Below are 15,891 nucleotides of genomic sequence, written 5' to 3'. Positions count from 1 at the left end.
TATATGGATGCACGAGAATTTTTAAAGCATTATAAATACGACGACCGTTTGGTTACAGGTGAATACTACCCTGCAGAGCCGGTCCAGGCGAAAGCCGGAGAAACCATTGGGGTGGTGCTGATGAATCTCGGCGGGCCAAGGAAACTGGAGGACATCGAACCTTTTCTCTACAATTTATTTATGGACCCGGCCATCATCGATATGCCAATTGGCGGAATCTTCCGCCACTGGTTGTCGAAATTCATTTCGGTAAACCGTTCGAAGAAAGTTTCACACGACTACGCCAGAATCGGCGGCGGCTCCCCCATAAACAAATTAACCCGCGAGCAGGCGGAGAATTTAGAAATCGCTTTAAACCGGACATTTGGCGAGCCTTTCGGAGTTAATTTCCGGGTCTACATCGCCATGCGTTACTGGAAACCCACTTCCGAAGAGACAGCACGGGCGATGAAAAAGGATAAAGTCGATAAGGTGGTGCTCCTGCCGCTTTACCCGCATTATTCCAAAACCACGACCGGTTCATCTCTGATCTACTGGTGGATGCTCGAACAGCACAACGAAATTCCCAAATGGTCCACAACCACCATTTTCGAATATGCCGCCCATCCTAAATTTATCCGCGCGATCAATGCACGCATTGACGAGGGGCTTCGGCGTTTTCCCGAAGAGATTCGCAAACGGGTACAGCTGGTGTTCAGCGCCCACGGAACACCGCTTCTTGAGATGAAAAAACGCCGCGACCCCTACTGCTGTCTGATTCATTCAACCGTAGAGCAGGTGATGAATCTGCGTAAAAGGGACGTGCCGTTTCACGTCGCGTTTCAAAGCAAAGTAGGGCCGGCTAAGTGGCTCACGCCCAGCACGCCGGATAAGCTCAAAGAACTCGGCGAACAAGGTGAAAACGCGGTTTTAATCATCCCGGTAGCTTTTGTGACTGACCACATCGAGACCCTTTTTGAGCTCAATATTTTGATTCGCGAGCAGGCCAAAGAATTCGGAATCGAACACTATGCAGTGACAGGCGGCCTGAATTCCCATCCACTGTTTATCGAAGCGCTGGCAGAGGCGGTGGCATCGCAGGTCAGACCGAGCAACGGCAAAGCGGATTGGGAATTGCCCCCCATCAAAAAGCTGTCGAAATATGCAGCGGACGATAGAGGCACCCGCTGCCACCAGTGTGAGTTCATCACGGAAGCCATTTGCTGGAAACCGGATCTTGTAGAGGCCGAAACCCATGCCTAATGACCTTTCGAAAAAAGATGCAGTGGTCATTGGTGCCGGCATTTCCGGGCTGGCCACAGCCTATCGGTTATTGAAATCCGGTCTGGATGTGCTGGTACTTGAAAAAACCTCTCATGTGGGTGGCGCTATTCACACCGAAGAATCAGACGGCTTTCTCATTGATTACGGTCCCAACAGTACTTTAGACACCTCTCCGAAAATTCGCAGCTTTATCGACGAAATCGCATTACAGAACGACCGTATCGCCGCAAACCCCTACGCCAACCGCCGTTATATTCTAAAAAACGGTCAACTTTTACCGTTGCCCATGAATCCGCCTCAGTTTATCAAATCCAAGCTCTTTTCACTCAAGGCAAAATTAAGACTACTGAGAGAGCCGTTTATTCCACCGCCTCCACCCGACAAAGAGGAAACCATCGCTGAGTTTGTCGAGCGCAGACTCGGTAAGGAGTTTCTGGATTACGCGATCAATCCGTTTATCGCCGGTGTCTATGCCGGTGACCCGAAGAGACTGAGCGTACGCAGCGCGGTCTCGAAAATCTACGCGCTTGAAAAAAACTACGGCAGTTTGATCAAAGGGGCGATCAAAGGCGCCAAAGAACGAAAAAAACGTGCGGAAATGGCAAAAACAAAAGCCGAGCTTTTTTCCTTTGAAAAAGGTATGGGGCAGTTAAGCTCAGCGCTGCACTCCATTCTCGCCGAGAGAATCGAAACGAAAGCCGCGCTTGAAAGCCTAGATCTCCAGAACGATTCAGAAAACCGTTATGTCGTTCTATACACCAGTAGCGGCAAAAACGTGTGTGTTCACACAGATGGCGTGATATTTACTACCCCGGCCTACGCCACGGCTGAATATGTCAGAACCTTCGATTCTGCTTTAGCCTTGAAATTACGAGAAATTGTCTACGCACCCGTTGCTGTGGTCTTTCTCGGTTTTCGCAAGCAACCCAGGTGCCGATCTCTGGACGGATTTGGCTTCCTGGTGCCGGAAGTTGAAAACCGCAAGATTCTGGGCACCATCTGGAGCTCCACAATTTTTCCAAACCGCGCTCCTGAAAATGGCACGGCTCTGACGACGTTTGTCGGAGGCATGCGCCAACCGGAATTAGTCGATTTGAGCAACAATGAGCTAACGGATTTGGTTTTAAAAGAGTTGAATGAGATCATGGCGCTTGTAGGCAAACCGGATGTTGTAAAAATCAAACGTTGGCGCAAAGCCATTCCGCAGTACAAGCTGGGACACCAAAACCGCATGGATGCCATCGAAACATTTGAAGCTGAATATCCAGGGATTTTCATCTCTGGGAATTTTAGAAATGGCATCTCGGTTGGAGATTGCATCTTGCAATCAGAAACCATTGCAGACAGAGCGCGCAAGTTTTGTATAAAAACGCAAACTTCAGTAAAAGTTTCAGTAAATGTCTAAGTTTTAAGTTAGGAATCAAATCATGTTAAAGCCACGCATAAGACCCCGGCGACTTCGGGGGACGCCGGAAATCCGCCGCATGGTGCGGGAAACGAGATTGTCACCGGACGATCTGATTTATCCCTTATTTGTTACTTATGAAAAGGAGGCCAGAAAACCCATTCCATCCATGCCCGGTCAATACCAGCTTTCCATCGATAATTTGGTGAAAGAAGCTGAGGAAGCAAAAGCATTGGGGATTCCGGCAATCATCTTATTTGGCATTCCGGAGAAGAAAGACGCGCTGGGGTCGGATTCTTACGACCCCCACGGCATCATTCAACAAGCTGTATGCGCGGTGAAAGAAACGGTATCTGGCCTGCTGGTTATCACCGATGTTTGTTTCTGTGAATACACCGACCACGGACACTGTGGGGTGATCAAAAACAACGATGTCGACAACGACGCGACCCTGGAATTACTAGCGAGACAGGTCGTTTCGCACGCCAAAGCCGGCGCGGACATTGTCGCACCCTCCGGAATGATCGACGGCATGGTCGGAGCCATCCGAACCGGGTTGGACGAAGCGGGGTTCGAAAAAATGCCGATCTTAAGCTATGCAGTCAAATATGCCTCAAGCTTTTACGGCCCGTTTCGAGACGCTGCAGACTCCGCCCCACAATTTGGCGACCGTCGTACACACCAGATGGATCCGGTAAACGTTAGAGAAGCGCTGAGAGAAGCTGAACTGGATGTGCAAGAAGGGGCCGACCTTTTGATGGTCAAACCGGCTTTGGCATTCTTAGATGTTATCAGCCGGGTTAAGGAGCGGTTCGACCTTCCTCTGGCGGCTTACAATGTCAGTGGTGAATACGCCATGGTCAAGGCTGCTGCGCAAAACGGCTGGATTGATGAAAAGGCCATCACTCTGGAAATCCTAACATCCATAAAAAGGGCCGGAGCCGATTTGATTTTGACCTACCATGCCAAGGATGTGGCAAGATGGTTAGCTTAACAGTTTATAACTTTCATCGGAAAATGTTTAGGGAAGTATTTGAAGATCGGCAACTCTGAAAAACTGTTCGAACAGGCGCAGAAAGTGCTGCCAGGCGGCGTTAATAGTCCCGTGCGGGCTTTTAAGGCTGTGGGAGGAACGCCTCTATTCATTTCTCGCGCTGAAGGCCCGTACTTATTCGATGTTGATGGTAATCGCTATGTTGACTACGTTTGTTCATGGGGACCCATGATATTGGGCCATGCGGATCCTCAAGTGATGAAGGTCGTTCAAAACGCCATCAAAAACAGTACGAGCTATGGCGCGCCAACGGAGGTGGAAGTTGAGCTAGCAAACAGGGTCGTCGAGGCGGTACCTTCAATTGAGATGGTGCGATTTGTTAATTCCGGAACGGAAGCTACCATGAGCGCACTCCGGCTGGCCCGGGCGTATACCAAACGCGACAAAATCATAAAATTTGAAGGATGCTACCACGGTCACGCCGATATGCTCCTTGTGCAAGCCGGTTCGGGCGTGACCACCCTTGGACTGCCGGACAGTCCAGGCGTGCCTCGAGCAGCCGTAGAGGATACCCTACTGGCCCAATACAATAATCTCGATTCTGTAAAACAATTATTTGAAACATACCTTGACAAAATTGCAGCTGTCATCGTTGAACCGGTAGCTGGTAATATGGGTGTGGTGCCACCTCAATCGGGTTTTTTAGAAGGGCTGAGAGAAATTACCAAGGCTCATAATTCACTGCTCGTTTTTGATGAGATCATTACGGGGTTTCGTGTTGCTTACGGTGGAGCCCAGTCACTTTTCGATGTACTGCCAGACTTAACTTGCTTGGGAAAGATAATAGGGGGTGGCTTTCCGGTTGGCGCTTATGGAGGAAGAAAGGAAATTATGGAGCTAGTAGCGCCGAGCGGGCCTGTATATCAGGCCGGTACCTTGTCTGGGAATCCGGTCGCCATGACAGCGGGCCTTGAAACCCTGAAAGTCTTAAAAAAAACAGAAACGTACAACCGATTGGATTCTCTTGCAAATCAGCTCGCCAGCGGTATAAAAGAAGCCGCTGAGTCAACTGGAGTACCTGTTTTCCAAGCCCGGGTGGGTTCCATGCTGAGTTTGTTTTTCGCAGGTCAAGAAGTCCTTGATTTAAAATCCGCTAAAACATCAGATGCGGAAAGATATAGGAGGTTTTTCCACAGCATGTTAACACTGGGATATTATTTTGCACCTTCACAGTTCGAAGCTGTTTTTGTATCACTGGCTCATGATGAACAAATTATTGCCAACAGCATTTCAGCGATATCAGAGGCATTCAATACATTGTAAATCCCAAAATTGTCCCGAGGGGGTCACCGATCGTGTTCGATTCAAGTAAGAAGCGTACCAATTACAGCGTGGGATCGATTTGGGGCATCGTGGGTGTGGTCGCGCTTTTGCTTAGTGCGGTGTGGCGTCTGACCCCGGCTGCGTTGGAACCGATCTTAGATCGCTCACTTACATGGTGGCAGATGCTGCTCTATGGGGTTTGGGTGGTCGCAAACGTATATGCTGAGGGATACCGCGCGTTTCAACAGTCGTTTTGTCCCCGGGTGGTGGCTCGAGCTCAGCACCTGGGGTTCCAGGCCAAATTATACCAGACACTTTGGGCTCCACTTTTCTGCATGGGCCTTTTCCACGCGACGCGAAGGCGTCTGATGACCTCCTGGTCCATGGTCCTCGGTATTGTCACACTCGTGGTGCTCGTTCGTCGTTTGCCCCAGCCATGGCGGGGTATCATCGACGGCGGCGTGGTGGTGGGCCTGTCATGGGGCATCGTTGCGATATTGATTCTGTTTGGCCAAGGTCTCACCGGACGACCGGTCCGTGCGTCTGCCGAGCTTCCCCAATCCTGACGCGACGCGGGCTTAGAGTGCCCTTGCGGAATGGAGTCACCCGTTCTGTTGGATGGGATGGAGAAGCGGTAGCGGAATATCTGTAAAAATCGATTACCGCCTTCCTGCTCTAAAAATGAATACTCTCAAAACCTGATCTTTCAGCTTACTTGGGTTATCTTGAAAAGGGCTAAACTCGTAACGTGTACTTTTTTATTTTCCTCCAAAAAAAAGATCAAGTTTCAAGAGCATTAACTTGCTTTGATGAAATCATTTTGAATATTCAGCCAGGTCAGCGGACCGATTCTCCAACTGATGTCAAAATTCGGATTTGGGCTGGAAAGTATTTCCGCAGACGACATCGGCAAACTTGCGGCGAAGGGTGCCGGGCTTGGCGCTATTCGCGCGATCCTCTCGGAGACGCTGCTCGCTTTGATACTCCTCATGTTTATCGTGCAATCTCGCTCCGGTCTTTTTGGGATGGTCGGAGAGCAAGCATGGGCTGGGGAAGTCGTCCGGTTACAGGAAACCTTGAAGAAAATCATTGCCTATTTCAGTACCAATGCACCTATGAGTTTCGGGACCGCGCTGCCTCACTTTAGTTGTGCTGTTTCTGTTCGGTGCGAAGTTCGTGGCCATCTCGGTGCTGCTTATCTTTCTGCTGAATTTTATCCCGATCGTCGGATTGCTGATCGCCGTGTTGGTTGTTGTAATCCTTTATATCGTCAGAGTTGGTTTGTCGGCCAAGATGGGCTGGCTCTTGCTGGCCTTGATGGCAGAATGTGCTTGCCAGTTGTATTTTCTTTTTTCTTTTCTTTCTCTATGACTGCCATCTAACTTACCTGTCTAATAATATAACGAATAGAGTCAAGCAATTTAAACAACAAATAGCACAATCACCCTCGGTGATACCGGTTGATTTGTTTCTTCAAAACCTACGAAAAGAATACAAGAATCCCTGCTGGCAACGCCCTTGGGTGAAATTAAGCGTAGGATTTCTGTCCCTTGCCTTCTGGCTCTTTTATTCTTTTACTTCTTCTTTCTGGGTTGCAGGTTGGCTTATTAAATTTGGCATTAGCGTTCTCACCGAAAAGTGCTAAGAAGTTTATCGGCATCCGGATATAGGCAAGATTTTTTAAACTAAGCTGATTCACGCAATTTACACAAATCGAACGATAGCGGGTTTTTTGACCGTTTTTCTTCAAATTTGTTGCTTATTTGTGACTCGCTAAATTGTATACTCAATATTTTCAATAATTTAAGCTTGCTAAGTAGGATTAGACAATCCCAATTTAATACAATCCATTGGAATCAATAGTTTATCGCTTATTTTAGTGAATTACTGAATTAGGTTGTAACAATACACTGAAATATTTTCAACTTAAAAAATGTGATTTCAATTCGAAAAGGAGCCTCAAGTTGCAGCAGGAGAAGATTTTGCCTGATTAGATGGAAAGATTCTAATTAGTATGGCGCGTATTAATTGAGGTGTTTGGCAGCCCGGGGTAGCGAATTCGAAATATTATAGGCCTTCATTTTCCGCCAGAGGGTTGTTCGGCCGATGCCTAATATTCTGGTGACGCGTTCGTACTCCCAATTGTACTGTTTGAGGGTTTTGGCGATATGGTTTTTCTCAAGCTCTTGCAGAGACAATTCTTTGTCATCCACCTCAGTCGCAGCAAGTCGGTTTTCTGTTGCCACAATCTGCGGCGGTAAATCCGTGAGGCCGATCTGGCTGCCCCTGGCAAGAGCGACCGCGCGTTCGATTGCATTTTCGAGTTCACGCACATTGCCTGGCCAATGATATTGGTACAAGACCTCTTCAACATCGTCATGCACTCCTTTAACCGGCTTTTGTATTTTATTGGCATATTTTTTACTAAAAAACTCCACGAGAGGCAAAACATCTTCTCTACGATCACGCAAAGGGGGGATAGTTATTTGGATAACGTTCAAACGATAAAAAAGGTCTTGTCTAAACTCCCCTTCCTGAACCAGCTTTTCCAGATTTCTATTTGTTGCCGCAATCAACCTGACGTCTACAGTAAGCGTATTGTTACTGCCGACTGGTTTGACTTCGCCCGCCTGGAAAAATCGCAACAGCTTTACCTGCATTGCCTGGGAGGTTTCGCCGATTTCGTCTAAGAAAATAGTACCGTGGTTTGCCACTTCAAACAAACCTTTCTTGTTGCCGATGGCTCCAGTGAAAGCACCCCGAACATGGCCAAACAGTTCACTCTCTAACAAACTCTCGGCCATCGCGCCACAGTTCACAACGATAAATGGATTTTTCGCTCTTCTGCTGTGTTCGTGAATCGCCATGGCAACCAACTCTTTCCCGGTACCGCTTTCACCGTCTATCAGGACTGAGATATCGGTTTGGGCGATCTGAGCCACGAGATCGAGTATCCGTTGCATGGCCCGGCTCCTCCCGATGATATTGCCGAAGCGAAACAGTTCCTCCGAATGAACCCATTTAATAAAATTCTCAACTTCGTTTTCGAGTAATTTTTCAACTGTGCGCTGGCTTTTTTGCTGCTTTTTTAAATTTGAAGCGACAATATTTTCCAAATCGGCACGGTCATAATAATAAACATTGTAATGGTTGGAGAGTTTACTTTGCTGCTCGTGCGCGAAAGAAAGGGTTGCCCAAAATAAGGGAGCATTATTACGTTGATTCATAATCCGAGAAACTTCCCCGGCAGGTAGCAATTTTTCAAAGCCGCTATCAAAAACAAGAATTAAATCAATAGATTGCAAAACCTGACCCATCTGCTCAATTGTGATGCTATGGCCACGAAATTTCTCGCAAACCCCCTCGATGCCTTCTCTATCCAGTTCCAAAAAATATAAATGACCGATATTTTTTTCGCTAAGTTTCTCAACAAACTTTTCACACTCAGCGGAGCTAGCAGCGATCAAGGCAGAATGATCGTCGAGTTTACCAAATATTTTTTGAGCCAGCTCAGTGACCACTGACTCGGTGGTGGTACCGTTCTCTTGTAAACTCAACTCGATACGAACTTTTTCTGAAAGCCAAATTCCTTTTTGATAAAGCCTATCCAAAAAAGGCCCTGTGAGACTCCTCTCTCTTGCCAACTCAAAAACATCACAAAACTCGCGCAGTGACTCATTTATATCAGCAGGTTGCCCAACACCGATAACGCGTTTAAAAAAATGCGACACCGCCTCCGAACCGACCTTCTGAAAAAAATCTTTCTTAAAATTTTCTTGGGGCAGATGCCACTCGTGTTGGATAGTATCCATAAATTGCGAGACCAGCTCCTCTCGCTTATCAGATATGGCGAAAATCTCAATCGTATAGTCGGATGTCAAAACAAAAAGTTCATCAGCAGAGGCCGAAAACTTCTCGATGAATTTCGATGAAAGTGAAAAGGCAGGCGCTGCTTTCTGTTCCTGAGGCAGCTTAAAGCCGAAAACAAATATTGACATTTTACTGAAAACTATGAAATTTCGAAAAAAACAAACTAACAACAATAAACGAAAAAAGAAGCCAATTAAAACCAATAACTGAAACAATTGCAGCTCGCCGGCCTTGCCAACCCACAGTCTTTCTGGTAACGAAATGAGCCAGATAAATGGCCCAGGAAACAAGTACGGCAAGCAGCTTCGGATCCAAGATCCACTCACCTTCCCAGATGTCGATGCCCATATAAACCCCAAGCAAAATTCCCAAAGAAACCAGAATCAAACCGATGTTAATCGCCTGATTGCTCAATTTATCGAAGAATTCCAGTGATGGTAGACGCTGGAAAAATATTCCCGGCTTTTTCGATTCAATCTCTCTGGAAAGCAGAATATACATGATGCTGGTGATAAACGAGATTGCGAATGCTGCATAGGCCGAAATGAGAATCAGTACATGGGCTTCAAATAAGATTGTCGTAAGCACTTCTGCCAAAGGCTGCTCTATATCCAGAAATATACACGAGATTGCATGTAAAATTAAAATTATCGGCAATAAGAAAACACCCATTATCATCTCTTTTAGTCGAATTTCTAAAACAAAATAAACTAGTACCGAAAGCCAGGCCAGAGTGGTGAGTACTTGATACAGATTGCCAACAGGTAAATGATTTAATCTAAAACTCAAGAGAATCAAATACAAAGTGTGAACGCTAATAGAAATTCCTAGCCAGGCTCGAATGAGGAATGCTGTTCGACTATTTTTGTTACTGAAATAGAGGAGATAATAAACAAAAGAGACAAAATAGAATAGAAAAACCGACCAGCGTAAAATGAGTAATAGTTCTTTCAATTTAACTGCAACCTAGTAAAATCATTCATTTGGTTTATTTCGCATATTGAAAATAAGGATTTTCATTTTGAAAAGCAAGTAAAGGCCTCCATCAAATGTAAAAATCTTTCATTATCGATAAAAATGACCTCAGAGATGCACTAGTGCAACGTTCTGTAAATAGCGTAGCATTGAGGAAAGAAGTGTTCAGGTGTTCAGGTGTTCAGGTGTTAAAGGTGTTAAGGGATTCAAGTATCTAAATAAAATAACTTAGGAGAAAAGTCATTAACACTCTAACACTTCTAACACCCAAACACATCACACCGACCCATTGCAATGTTATTTCGAAAACGCTCCACTAGATAGTCATAATCTTCTTGACATTCATTTAAAATATTTGTATTATTTATTGTCCTAAATGCCAATTAAACAAATACTTAAATATAATCGGAACGATTATTAATTTATGAAAATAATACAATATTTGATCTCGGGAATTTTCCTATTCTTTTTAAGCAGCCTACTATCTGCCCAGCAATCAACGAAACAAGATACGCTCAGAGAATTATGGCGGCGGATTGACATCTTAACGCAAGAACTTGAAAGAGCAAAACTTGGCACAGTTGCGGAAGCCAAATATGAAAGCCGCTACGGCATGGGACCTGCGGCTTCCTCTGTTTACAATTTAACCGATCCCGGTATTTCAATTGCAGGTTATGGCGAAATCATCTACGAAAATTTTTCCAGACAACAGGACGATGGCTTTCCTTCCCGCAAGGCAAACACTTTTGATTTCTTAAGACACGTCACCTATTTGGGGTTTCGTTTCAACGATTGGCTGTTGTTTAATGCAGAAATTGAGTTCGAGCATGGAAAGACGGCACCAGGCTCTCCAGGTTCGGTCTCTATAGAGTTTGGTTACATCGAAGCACAATTAAGCCCAATGTTCAATATCCGGGCCGGCATGGTTTTACCGCCAGTCGGTATTACTAATGAGCTGCACGAGCCGCCGACATACCACGGGGTTCTCCGACCCGAAACCGAGCAGCGTATCATTCCAACTACCTGGCGCACCAATGGCTTTGGGATTCTTGGGGAAACCTCCAAAGGTTTAGCCTACAAACTGTTTGTAACCGAAAGTCTGAATGCTGCCAAGTTTTCTTCAAACGGGATTCGAAACGGCCGTCAAAACGGCGCCAAAGCAATTGCCGAAGATTTAGGAATTACCGGCAGACTTAATTACGCCGGCATCCCCGGTCTTGATTTCGGAGGGTCATTTTTTCTCGGAAATACCGGTCAGACCTTAGTCGACTCTTCAGGCGAAGATATCGATGCTTTGTTAAAACTTTTCTCATTACACTTTATGTTTGCCCGCAATGGATTTGAGTTTCGCGGCCTTTATGCGCAATCACGTATTAGTGACGTTACGGCTCTAAATGTTGAGCTTGGACTTACCGGTCCCGCCTCGGTGGGCGAAGCTCAACACGGGTTTTACGTAACTGCGGCTTATGACATCTTACCATTGATTGCCCGAAGCAGCACTCACTACCTTGCGCCGTTTATTCAATATGAAAAACTAGACACACAGAAAGATGTTCCAACGGGCTTCTCAAGAAATCCGGAAATGGAACGATCGAATTTAACTCTCGGCCTAACTTACAAACCTCATCCGAATGTGGCCTTTAAAATGGATTATATAAATCGGGATAATAAAGCGAATACAAATGTCGACCAGTTCAATTTAGCGGTGACATATTTATTTTGATGGTAAACAAAGGATTAACTAAATTAGTGTCATTTCGAGCGAAAGCGAGAAATCTTGTTAGGAATGGAAGAATTAACAAGATTTCTCCCCAGAAGCGTCGCGATCACAATGGTATTTTGTTCTTTGGAATTATTTGTACGACTCTGTTTACTCTCTCAATTCAATCAAGTCATGCTCAGGTTTTCAAAACCCAGCAAAAGGCGCTGCAGGAAGCTTTTCCTAACGGGGTTTCGATTGAGCGAAAAACGCTGTTTCTGACGGATGAACAAGTCAATCAGATCCAAAGATTAGCCAAAACAAAACTCGAATCAAAAATCGTTACTTTTTATGAGGGAGAAAAAGCAGATTCGATAACAGGATACGCCTTCTTCGAAACGAATATAGTACGCACGAAACCTGAGACATTTATGGTTGTTTTAGACAAAAAAGCAAGAATAAAATTCGTCGAGGTTCTTGCATTTTACGAACCCTTAGATTATCTTCCCACTTCCAATTGGTTTGCACTGTTTACTGACAAAATATTAAGTGACAAGCTCTGGCCGAAACGCGACATCCACAACATTACGGGAGCCACATTATCCGTACAGGCGATTACCCAGGGGGTTAGGAAAATGCTGGCAATTTACGAAGTTGCAATTGCAAAGGGGAAATTAAATTGAAGTACATGCAGAACGGCGGCTTTCAAAGCCAGCCCTTGATGAAGCTGACCATACTTTGCACACTCTTACTTCTAACCGGATTTTGGGTAACAAATTTCGCTTTATACTTTGCCCGGATGGACTTTACGCCGCAGTCGGTTGAAGATTATTACTTAGGTTCCGAAGAGCAATTCAAAATGCCGCGCACTTACCAGTCGATGCTGGAAGTAACCCATTCCCATCTCCCGATGATGGCATTCGTGGTCCTGCTTTTAACGCATCTGCTCATTTTTGCGCCCTACTCCTTCAAAACCAAAGTTGCATTTATTGTCTCCGGTTTTCTTTTTTCGCTGTTAAACGAATCGGCCGGCTGGCTGGTCAGATTTGTGAGTCCGAATTTCGCCTTGTTGAAGGTCGCGGGCTTTCTTGGGCTTCAGGGAATTCTGGGATTTTTGATTGCAGCCCTAACTATATTTTTAGTTAAAAGCAAACGACCCAAGGAAGACTTAAATCACTTACCAACGAATGAATCCCCAGTTCAAGATGCGAAGAACACCATTCCACTTGAGCGTCTCAAACCCGGCGAGGAAGGGACTGTTATCTCAATTCAAAAAAACAACTCAAATTCGTCCGACCTGATGGAAATGGGACTAACACCGGGAACCCGCGTTAAGCTGGTTAAATTCGCACCACTGGGAGATCCGATGGAGCTGAATGTGCGCGGGTACCATCTTTCAGTGCGCCGTTCCGAAGCCAAACATGTTCTTATAGAGAGGAAAATACCATCGAATAATGGAAGAGATAAAAGCTAAAAACACCCAGACCGATATTGCCCTTGTTGGCAATCCAAATTCCGGCAAGACCTCGGTATTTAACGCCTTGACCGGGTTGCGGCAGAAAGTCGCCAACTACCCCGGTGTAACTGTCGAGAAAAAAACCGGAATGCTCAAAGGCGGGAATAGGGCACAAGTGAAAATTTATGACCTGCCGGGTTTATACAGTCTTGTGCCGAAGTCATTAGACGATAAAATCGCTTCTGACATTATTACCGGCCGCTCGGCTGAGATCGGGAATCTGAAACTGACTGTAGTCGTGGTGGACGCCAGCAATTTGAGTCGCAATCTGTACCTTGTCACTCAAATTATCGAGCTCGGAGCTCCGGTTCTGCTTGCCCTGAATATGCTGGATTCTGCAAAAACGAAGGGGCTCGAGATCGATGTAGAAACGCTTTCTAAAGAACTCAATATTCCGGTCGTGCCGATTGCTGCAAATAAAAGAAATGGGATACAGAAATTACGCGAAAAAATCTTTGAACTGGCTGAAGATGATAGAAACTCTGTTCAAAATGCCGGTCTGCGGGTTGATGATGAAATTCGAAAAGCCACGGCGCCAATTTGTGATTGGTTGAAAGAAAACACACATATCACTTCACCCGCAAGCTGCTCCGAAGCCCTGCGCGTACTGTCAAACGACAAAGCGCTCGATATCTGGATCGGGTATCACTATGAACCAAACGGAAAACTGCAAACTGTGGTGAATCAATCCCGTGAAAATCTTTCCCGAAAGAATGTTCCCTGGCCGATGTTGGAAACCCGATTGCGTTACCAGTGGATAGACGACATCTGCAGGAAAAGCGTTCGCCAGGCAAAGAGAGAACGCCGTCTTAATGAAAAAATCGATAAAGTGCTAACGCACCGTTTGGCCGGACCATTTATTTTTCTGTTCATTTTCGCCTTGATATTTCAGGCGATCTTTTCCTGGGCCGCGGTTCCAATGAACGGCATCGAAATTTTCATCGGCTGGCTTGGTCAGAAAGTGTCAGCGTTCATGCCGGACGGGGTGCTTGAAGATCTGCTTGTGAATGGCGTCATCGCCGGGGTTGGCGCAATCCTGATTTTTCTTCCTCAAATCATGTTTCTATTTTTCTTTCTTTCACTCCTGGAAAACACCGGCTATATGGCCCGGGTTGCTTTTATGATGGATCGTTTTATGCGGGGAGCCGGACTGAGCGGCCGCTCGGTGATTCCGCTGCTTTCATCCTTCGCTTGTGCCATCCCCGGAATCATGGCAACCCGTACGATTCAAAACTCACGCGAACGGCTCATCACAATTATGATCGCTCCCCTCATGAGCTGCAGCGCCCGCCTGCCGGTCTACGCGCTGATGATAGGCGCCTTCATTCCAAGCATTTCCGTGCTGGGCATTTTCTCACTTCCAGGCCTGACCTTATTAGCGATGTATCTCCTGGGGATTGTGGCAGCCATCGCCGCTGCATTTGTATTAAAACGTTCGAAAGGAAAAAAGCAACAACCTTCGACTTTCATCATGGAGCTTCCCCCCTACCGGCGTCCCTCTTTGCATCGAACATTTCTGCAGGTATATGAACGCGCCAAAATCTTCGTGACGGACGCCGGGAAAATTATTCTGGCTATTTCAATTGTACTCTGGTTTCTGGCCTCCTACCCCAAACCGCAAACCGATATCAGCTCGAGCGAAGCCATCAAACAGAGCTTTGCCGGCCAACTCGGTCAAGTCATCGAGCCGGTCATCGAGCCGCTCGGCTTCGACTGGAAAATAGGGATCGCTTTGATTACCTCCTTCGCGGCGCGGGAAGTTTTGGTGAGCACGTTGGCGACCATCTATAATGTGGAAGGCGCGGATGAAACTTCCGTTACTTTAAGAGAAGCAATGCGTAACGAGCGTCACCCGGAAACCGGAAAGCCGGTCTATACACCCCTCGTCGCCCTTTCATTGATGGTCTTTTTTGCGTTAGCCTGTCAGTGCATGTCAACCGTGGCAGTTGTCAGGCGGGAGACAAATAGTTGGCGCTGGCCGTTTATCATGATTGCTTACATGACCATTCTCGCTTACCTCGGCTCCCTGGTAGTTTATCAGGGTGGACAACTTTTAGGACTTGGATAAAATGGGCGTTCAGGAAATCGTAGTCTTTGCAGTCGTGCTCATTGCCGGTATTTTTACTGCCACGAAAGTCGTTCGCCAATTTACTCCGGGTGATGGTGGTAAAACGTGTAGTAAGTGTGAGTTGAATAAAGCGGTGAGTGAAAAGAATTTATAGAGAAAAGATTTATTCCTGCCCAGTTTTATGTGAATCACAACTTTTTAAGCCCAAGGCATATTCAGCCGACGCGTTTCACGTGCGCGATTTCTAATTTCGGACGAATGCGGGACTTTGAGCAGTGCCGACGTTCTGCGCTAAGGCGTACTTGAACGTTGTCGTAGTATTGTCAAAAGTTCTATGAAAATGAAACAAGAGCCGGTAGTGTGATTCCTAAATAACGTGCGTAATTAAGTGTTCCTACAAAGGATCGCAAAATCCGTCTTCGAGTCGTCATTTAGTTGTCATTAAAGTCACTTATTGTCATTGGCTTAATGACACAATGACCATCAATGACTTTTAATGACTGACGCAGCATTGAAGAGACAACAAATACGATTACCTGTTGAAATAATAATTAGGAATCGCTGTACTAATTACAGTTGCGGAGGGCGACCCCGTCCCGACTTTCCTTAAATAATATAATAATGAAGTCGGGAAGGAGGCGCACCAAGCCCTGTATGCCTGACCGTTAAGGCGTCGCCACCTCCGCGCAATTTGCGCGTTGAGTCGCTCAGTCATTTGTTGGCTGTGCCCTTTTCATAAAGGTCGATTAAATTTATTCAGGTTTTTACTAACATGACT

The 15,891-nt window shown here is 46.0% G+C and carries 14 protein-coding genes; 11 read left to right on the top strand and 3 right to left on the bottom strand.

Going from position 1 to position 15,891, the window contains the following annotated elements:
- Positions 1-3 precede the first annotated feature (3 nt).
- From hemH to IH879_02195, 6 genes are all read left to right on the top strand, one after another.
- Positions 4-1,242, top strand: coding sequence for a ferrochelatase (gene hemH / locus IH879_02220; protein ID MCH7673752.1), 1,239 nt, complete (start codon positions 4-6; stop codon positions 1,240-1,242).
- Positions 1,235-2,668, top strand: coding sequence for a protoporphyrinogen oxidase (gene hemG / locus IH879_02215; protein ID MCH7673751.1), 1,434 nt, complete (start codon positions 1,235-1,237; stop codon positions 2,666-2,668). Before hemH ends, hemG begins: the two co-directional genes overlap by 8 nt.
- 22 nt (positions 2,669-2,690) lie before the next feature.
- The gene (gene hemB, locus IH879_02210; protein ID MCH7673750.1) at positions 2,691-3,662 is read left to right on the top strand and encodes a porphobilinogen synthase; all 972 of its coding nucleotides are present in this window, start codon (positions 2,691-2,693) and stop codon (positions 3,660-3,662) included.
- A gap of 39 nt (positions 3,663-3,701) precedes the next feature.
- Positions 3,702-4,985 (top strand): glutamate-1-semialdehyde 2,1-aminomutase, encoded by a 1,284-nt coding sequence (gene hemL, locus IH879_02205; GenBank protein ID MCH7673749.1) that lies wholly within the window; start codon positions 3,702-3,704, stop codon positions 4,983-4,985.
- A 29-nt stretch (positions 4,986-5,014) separates the two neighbouring features.
- Complete coding sequence (locus tag IH879_02200) at positions 5,015-5,551, top strand: hypothetical protein (protein MCH7673748.1); 537 nt, start codon at positions 5,015-5,017, stop codon at positions 5,549-5,551.
- Positions 5,552-5,845: 294 nt separating this feature from the next.
- The gene (locus tag IH879_02195; protein ID MCH7673747.1) at positions 5,846-6,367 is read left to right on the top strand and encodes a hypothetical protein; all 522 of its coding nucleotides are present in this window, start codon (positions 5,846-5,848) and stop codon (positions 6,365-6,367) included.
- Positions 6,368-6,513: 146 nt separating this feature from the next.
- On the opposite strand, the gene IH879_02190 is transcribed toward IH879_02195, so the two are convergent.
- The 3 genes from IH879_02190 to ccsA all read right to left on the bottom strand — a co-directional run bounded on the left by IH879_02190 (position 6,514) and on the right by ccsA (position 9,809).
- Positions 6,514-6,735, bottom strand: a complete 222-nt coding sequence (locus IH879_02190; GenBank protein ID MCH7673746.1) for a hypothetical protein — start codon at positions 6,733-6,735, stop codon at positions 6,514-6,516.
- Positions 6,736-7,009: 274 nt separating this feature from the next.
- The gene (locus IH879_02185; protein ID MCH7673745.1) at positions 7,010-8,983 is read right to left on the bottom strand and encodes a sigma 54-interacting transcriptional regulator; all 1,974 of its coding nucleotides are present in this window, start codon (positions 8,981-8,983) and stop codon (positions 7,010-7,012) included.
- Between the two features lies 1 nt (position 8,984).
- Complete coding sequence (gene ccsA / locus IH879_02180) at positions 8,985-9,809, bottom strand: cytochrome c biogenesis protein CcsA (GenBank protein MCH7673744.1); 825 nt, start codon at positions 9,807-9,809, stop codon at positions 8,985-8,987.
- 445 nt (positions 9,810-10,254) lie between these two features.
- Here ccsA and IH879_02175 point away from each other — a divergent pair, with 445 nt between their 5' ends.
- From IH879_02175 to IH879_02155, 5 genes are all read left to right on the top strand, one after another.
- Positions 10,255-11,553 (top strand): hypothetical protein, encoded by a 1,299-nt coding sequence (locus tag IH879_02175; GenBank protein MCH7673743.1) that lies wholly within the window; start codon positions 10,255-10,257, stop codon positions 11,551-11,553.
- 26 nt (positions 11,554-11,579) lie between these two features.
- Complete coding sequence (locus IH879_02170; GenBank protein ID MCH7673742.1) at positions 11,580-12,212, top strand: FMN-binding protein; 633 nt, start codon at positions 11,580-11,582, stop codon at positions 12,210-12,212.
- Positions 12,213-12,442: 230 nt separating this feature from the next.
- Positions 12,443-13,003 (top strand): ferrous iron transport protein A, encoded by a 561-nt coding sequence (locus IH879_02165; protein ID MCH7673741.1) that lies wholly within the window; start codon positions 12,443-12,445, stop codon positions 13,001-13,003.
- The gene (feoB, locus tag IH879_02160; protein MCH7673740.1) at positions 12,984-15,113 is read left to right on the top strand and encodes a ferrous iron transport protein B; all 2,130 of its coding nucleotides are present in this window, start codon (positions 12,984-12,986) and stop codon (positions 15,111-15,113) included. The genes IH879_02165 and feoB overlap by 20 nt, the downstream gene beginning before the upstream one ends.
- Position 15,114: 1 nt before the next feature.
- The gene (locus IH879_02155) at positions 15,115-15,267 is read left to right on the top strand and encodes a hypothetical protein (protein MCH7673739.1); all 153 of its coding nucleotides are present in this window, start codon (positions 15,115-15,117) and stop codon (positions 15,265-15,267) included.
- The last annotated feature ends 624 nt before the right edge of the window (positions 15,268-15,891 follow it).

This window comes from candidate division KSB1 bacterium (genome assembly GCA_022562085.1).
Taxonomy (GTDB): domain Bacteria; phylum Zhuqueibacterota; class Zhuqueibacteria; order Oceanimicrobiales; family Oceanimicrobiaceae; genus Oceanimicrobium.
Note: the sequence above shows the minus strand (reverse complement) of the source record. Positions and strands in the feature narration are given on the sequence as shown.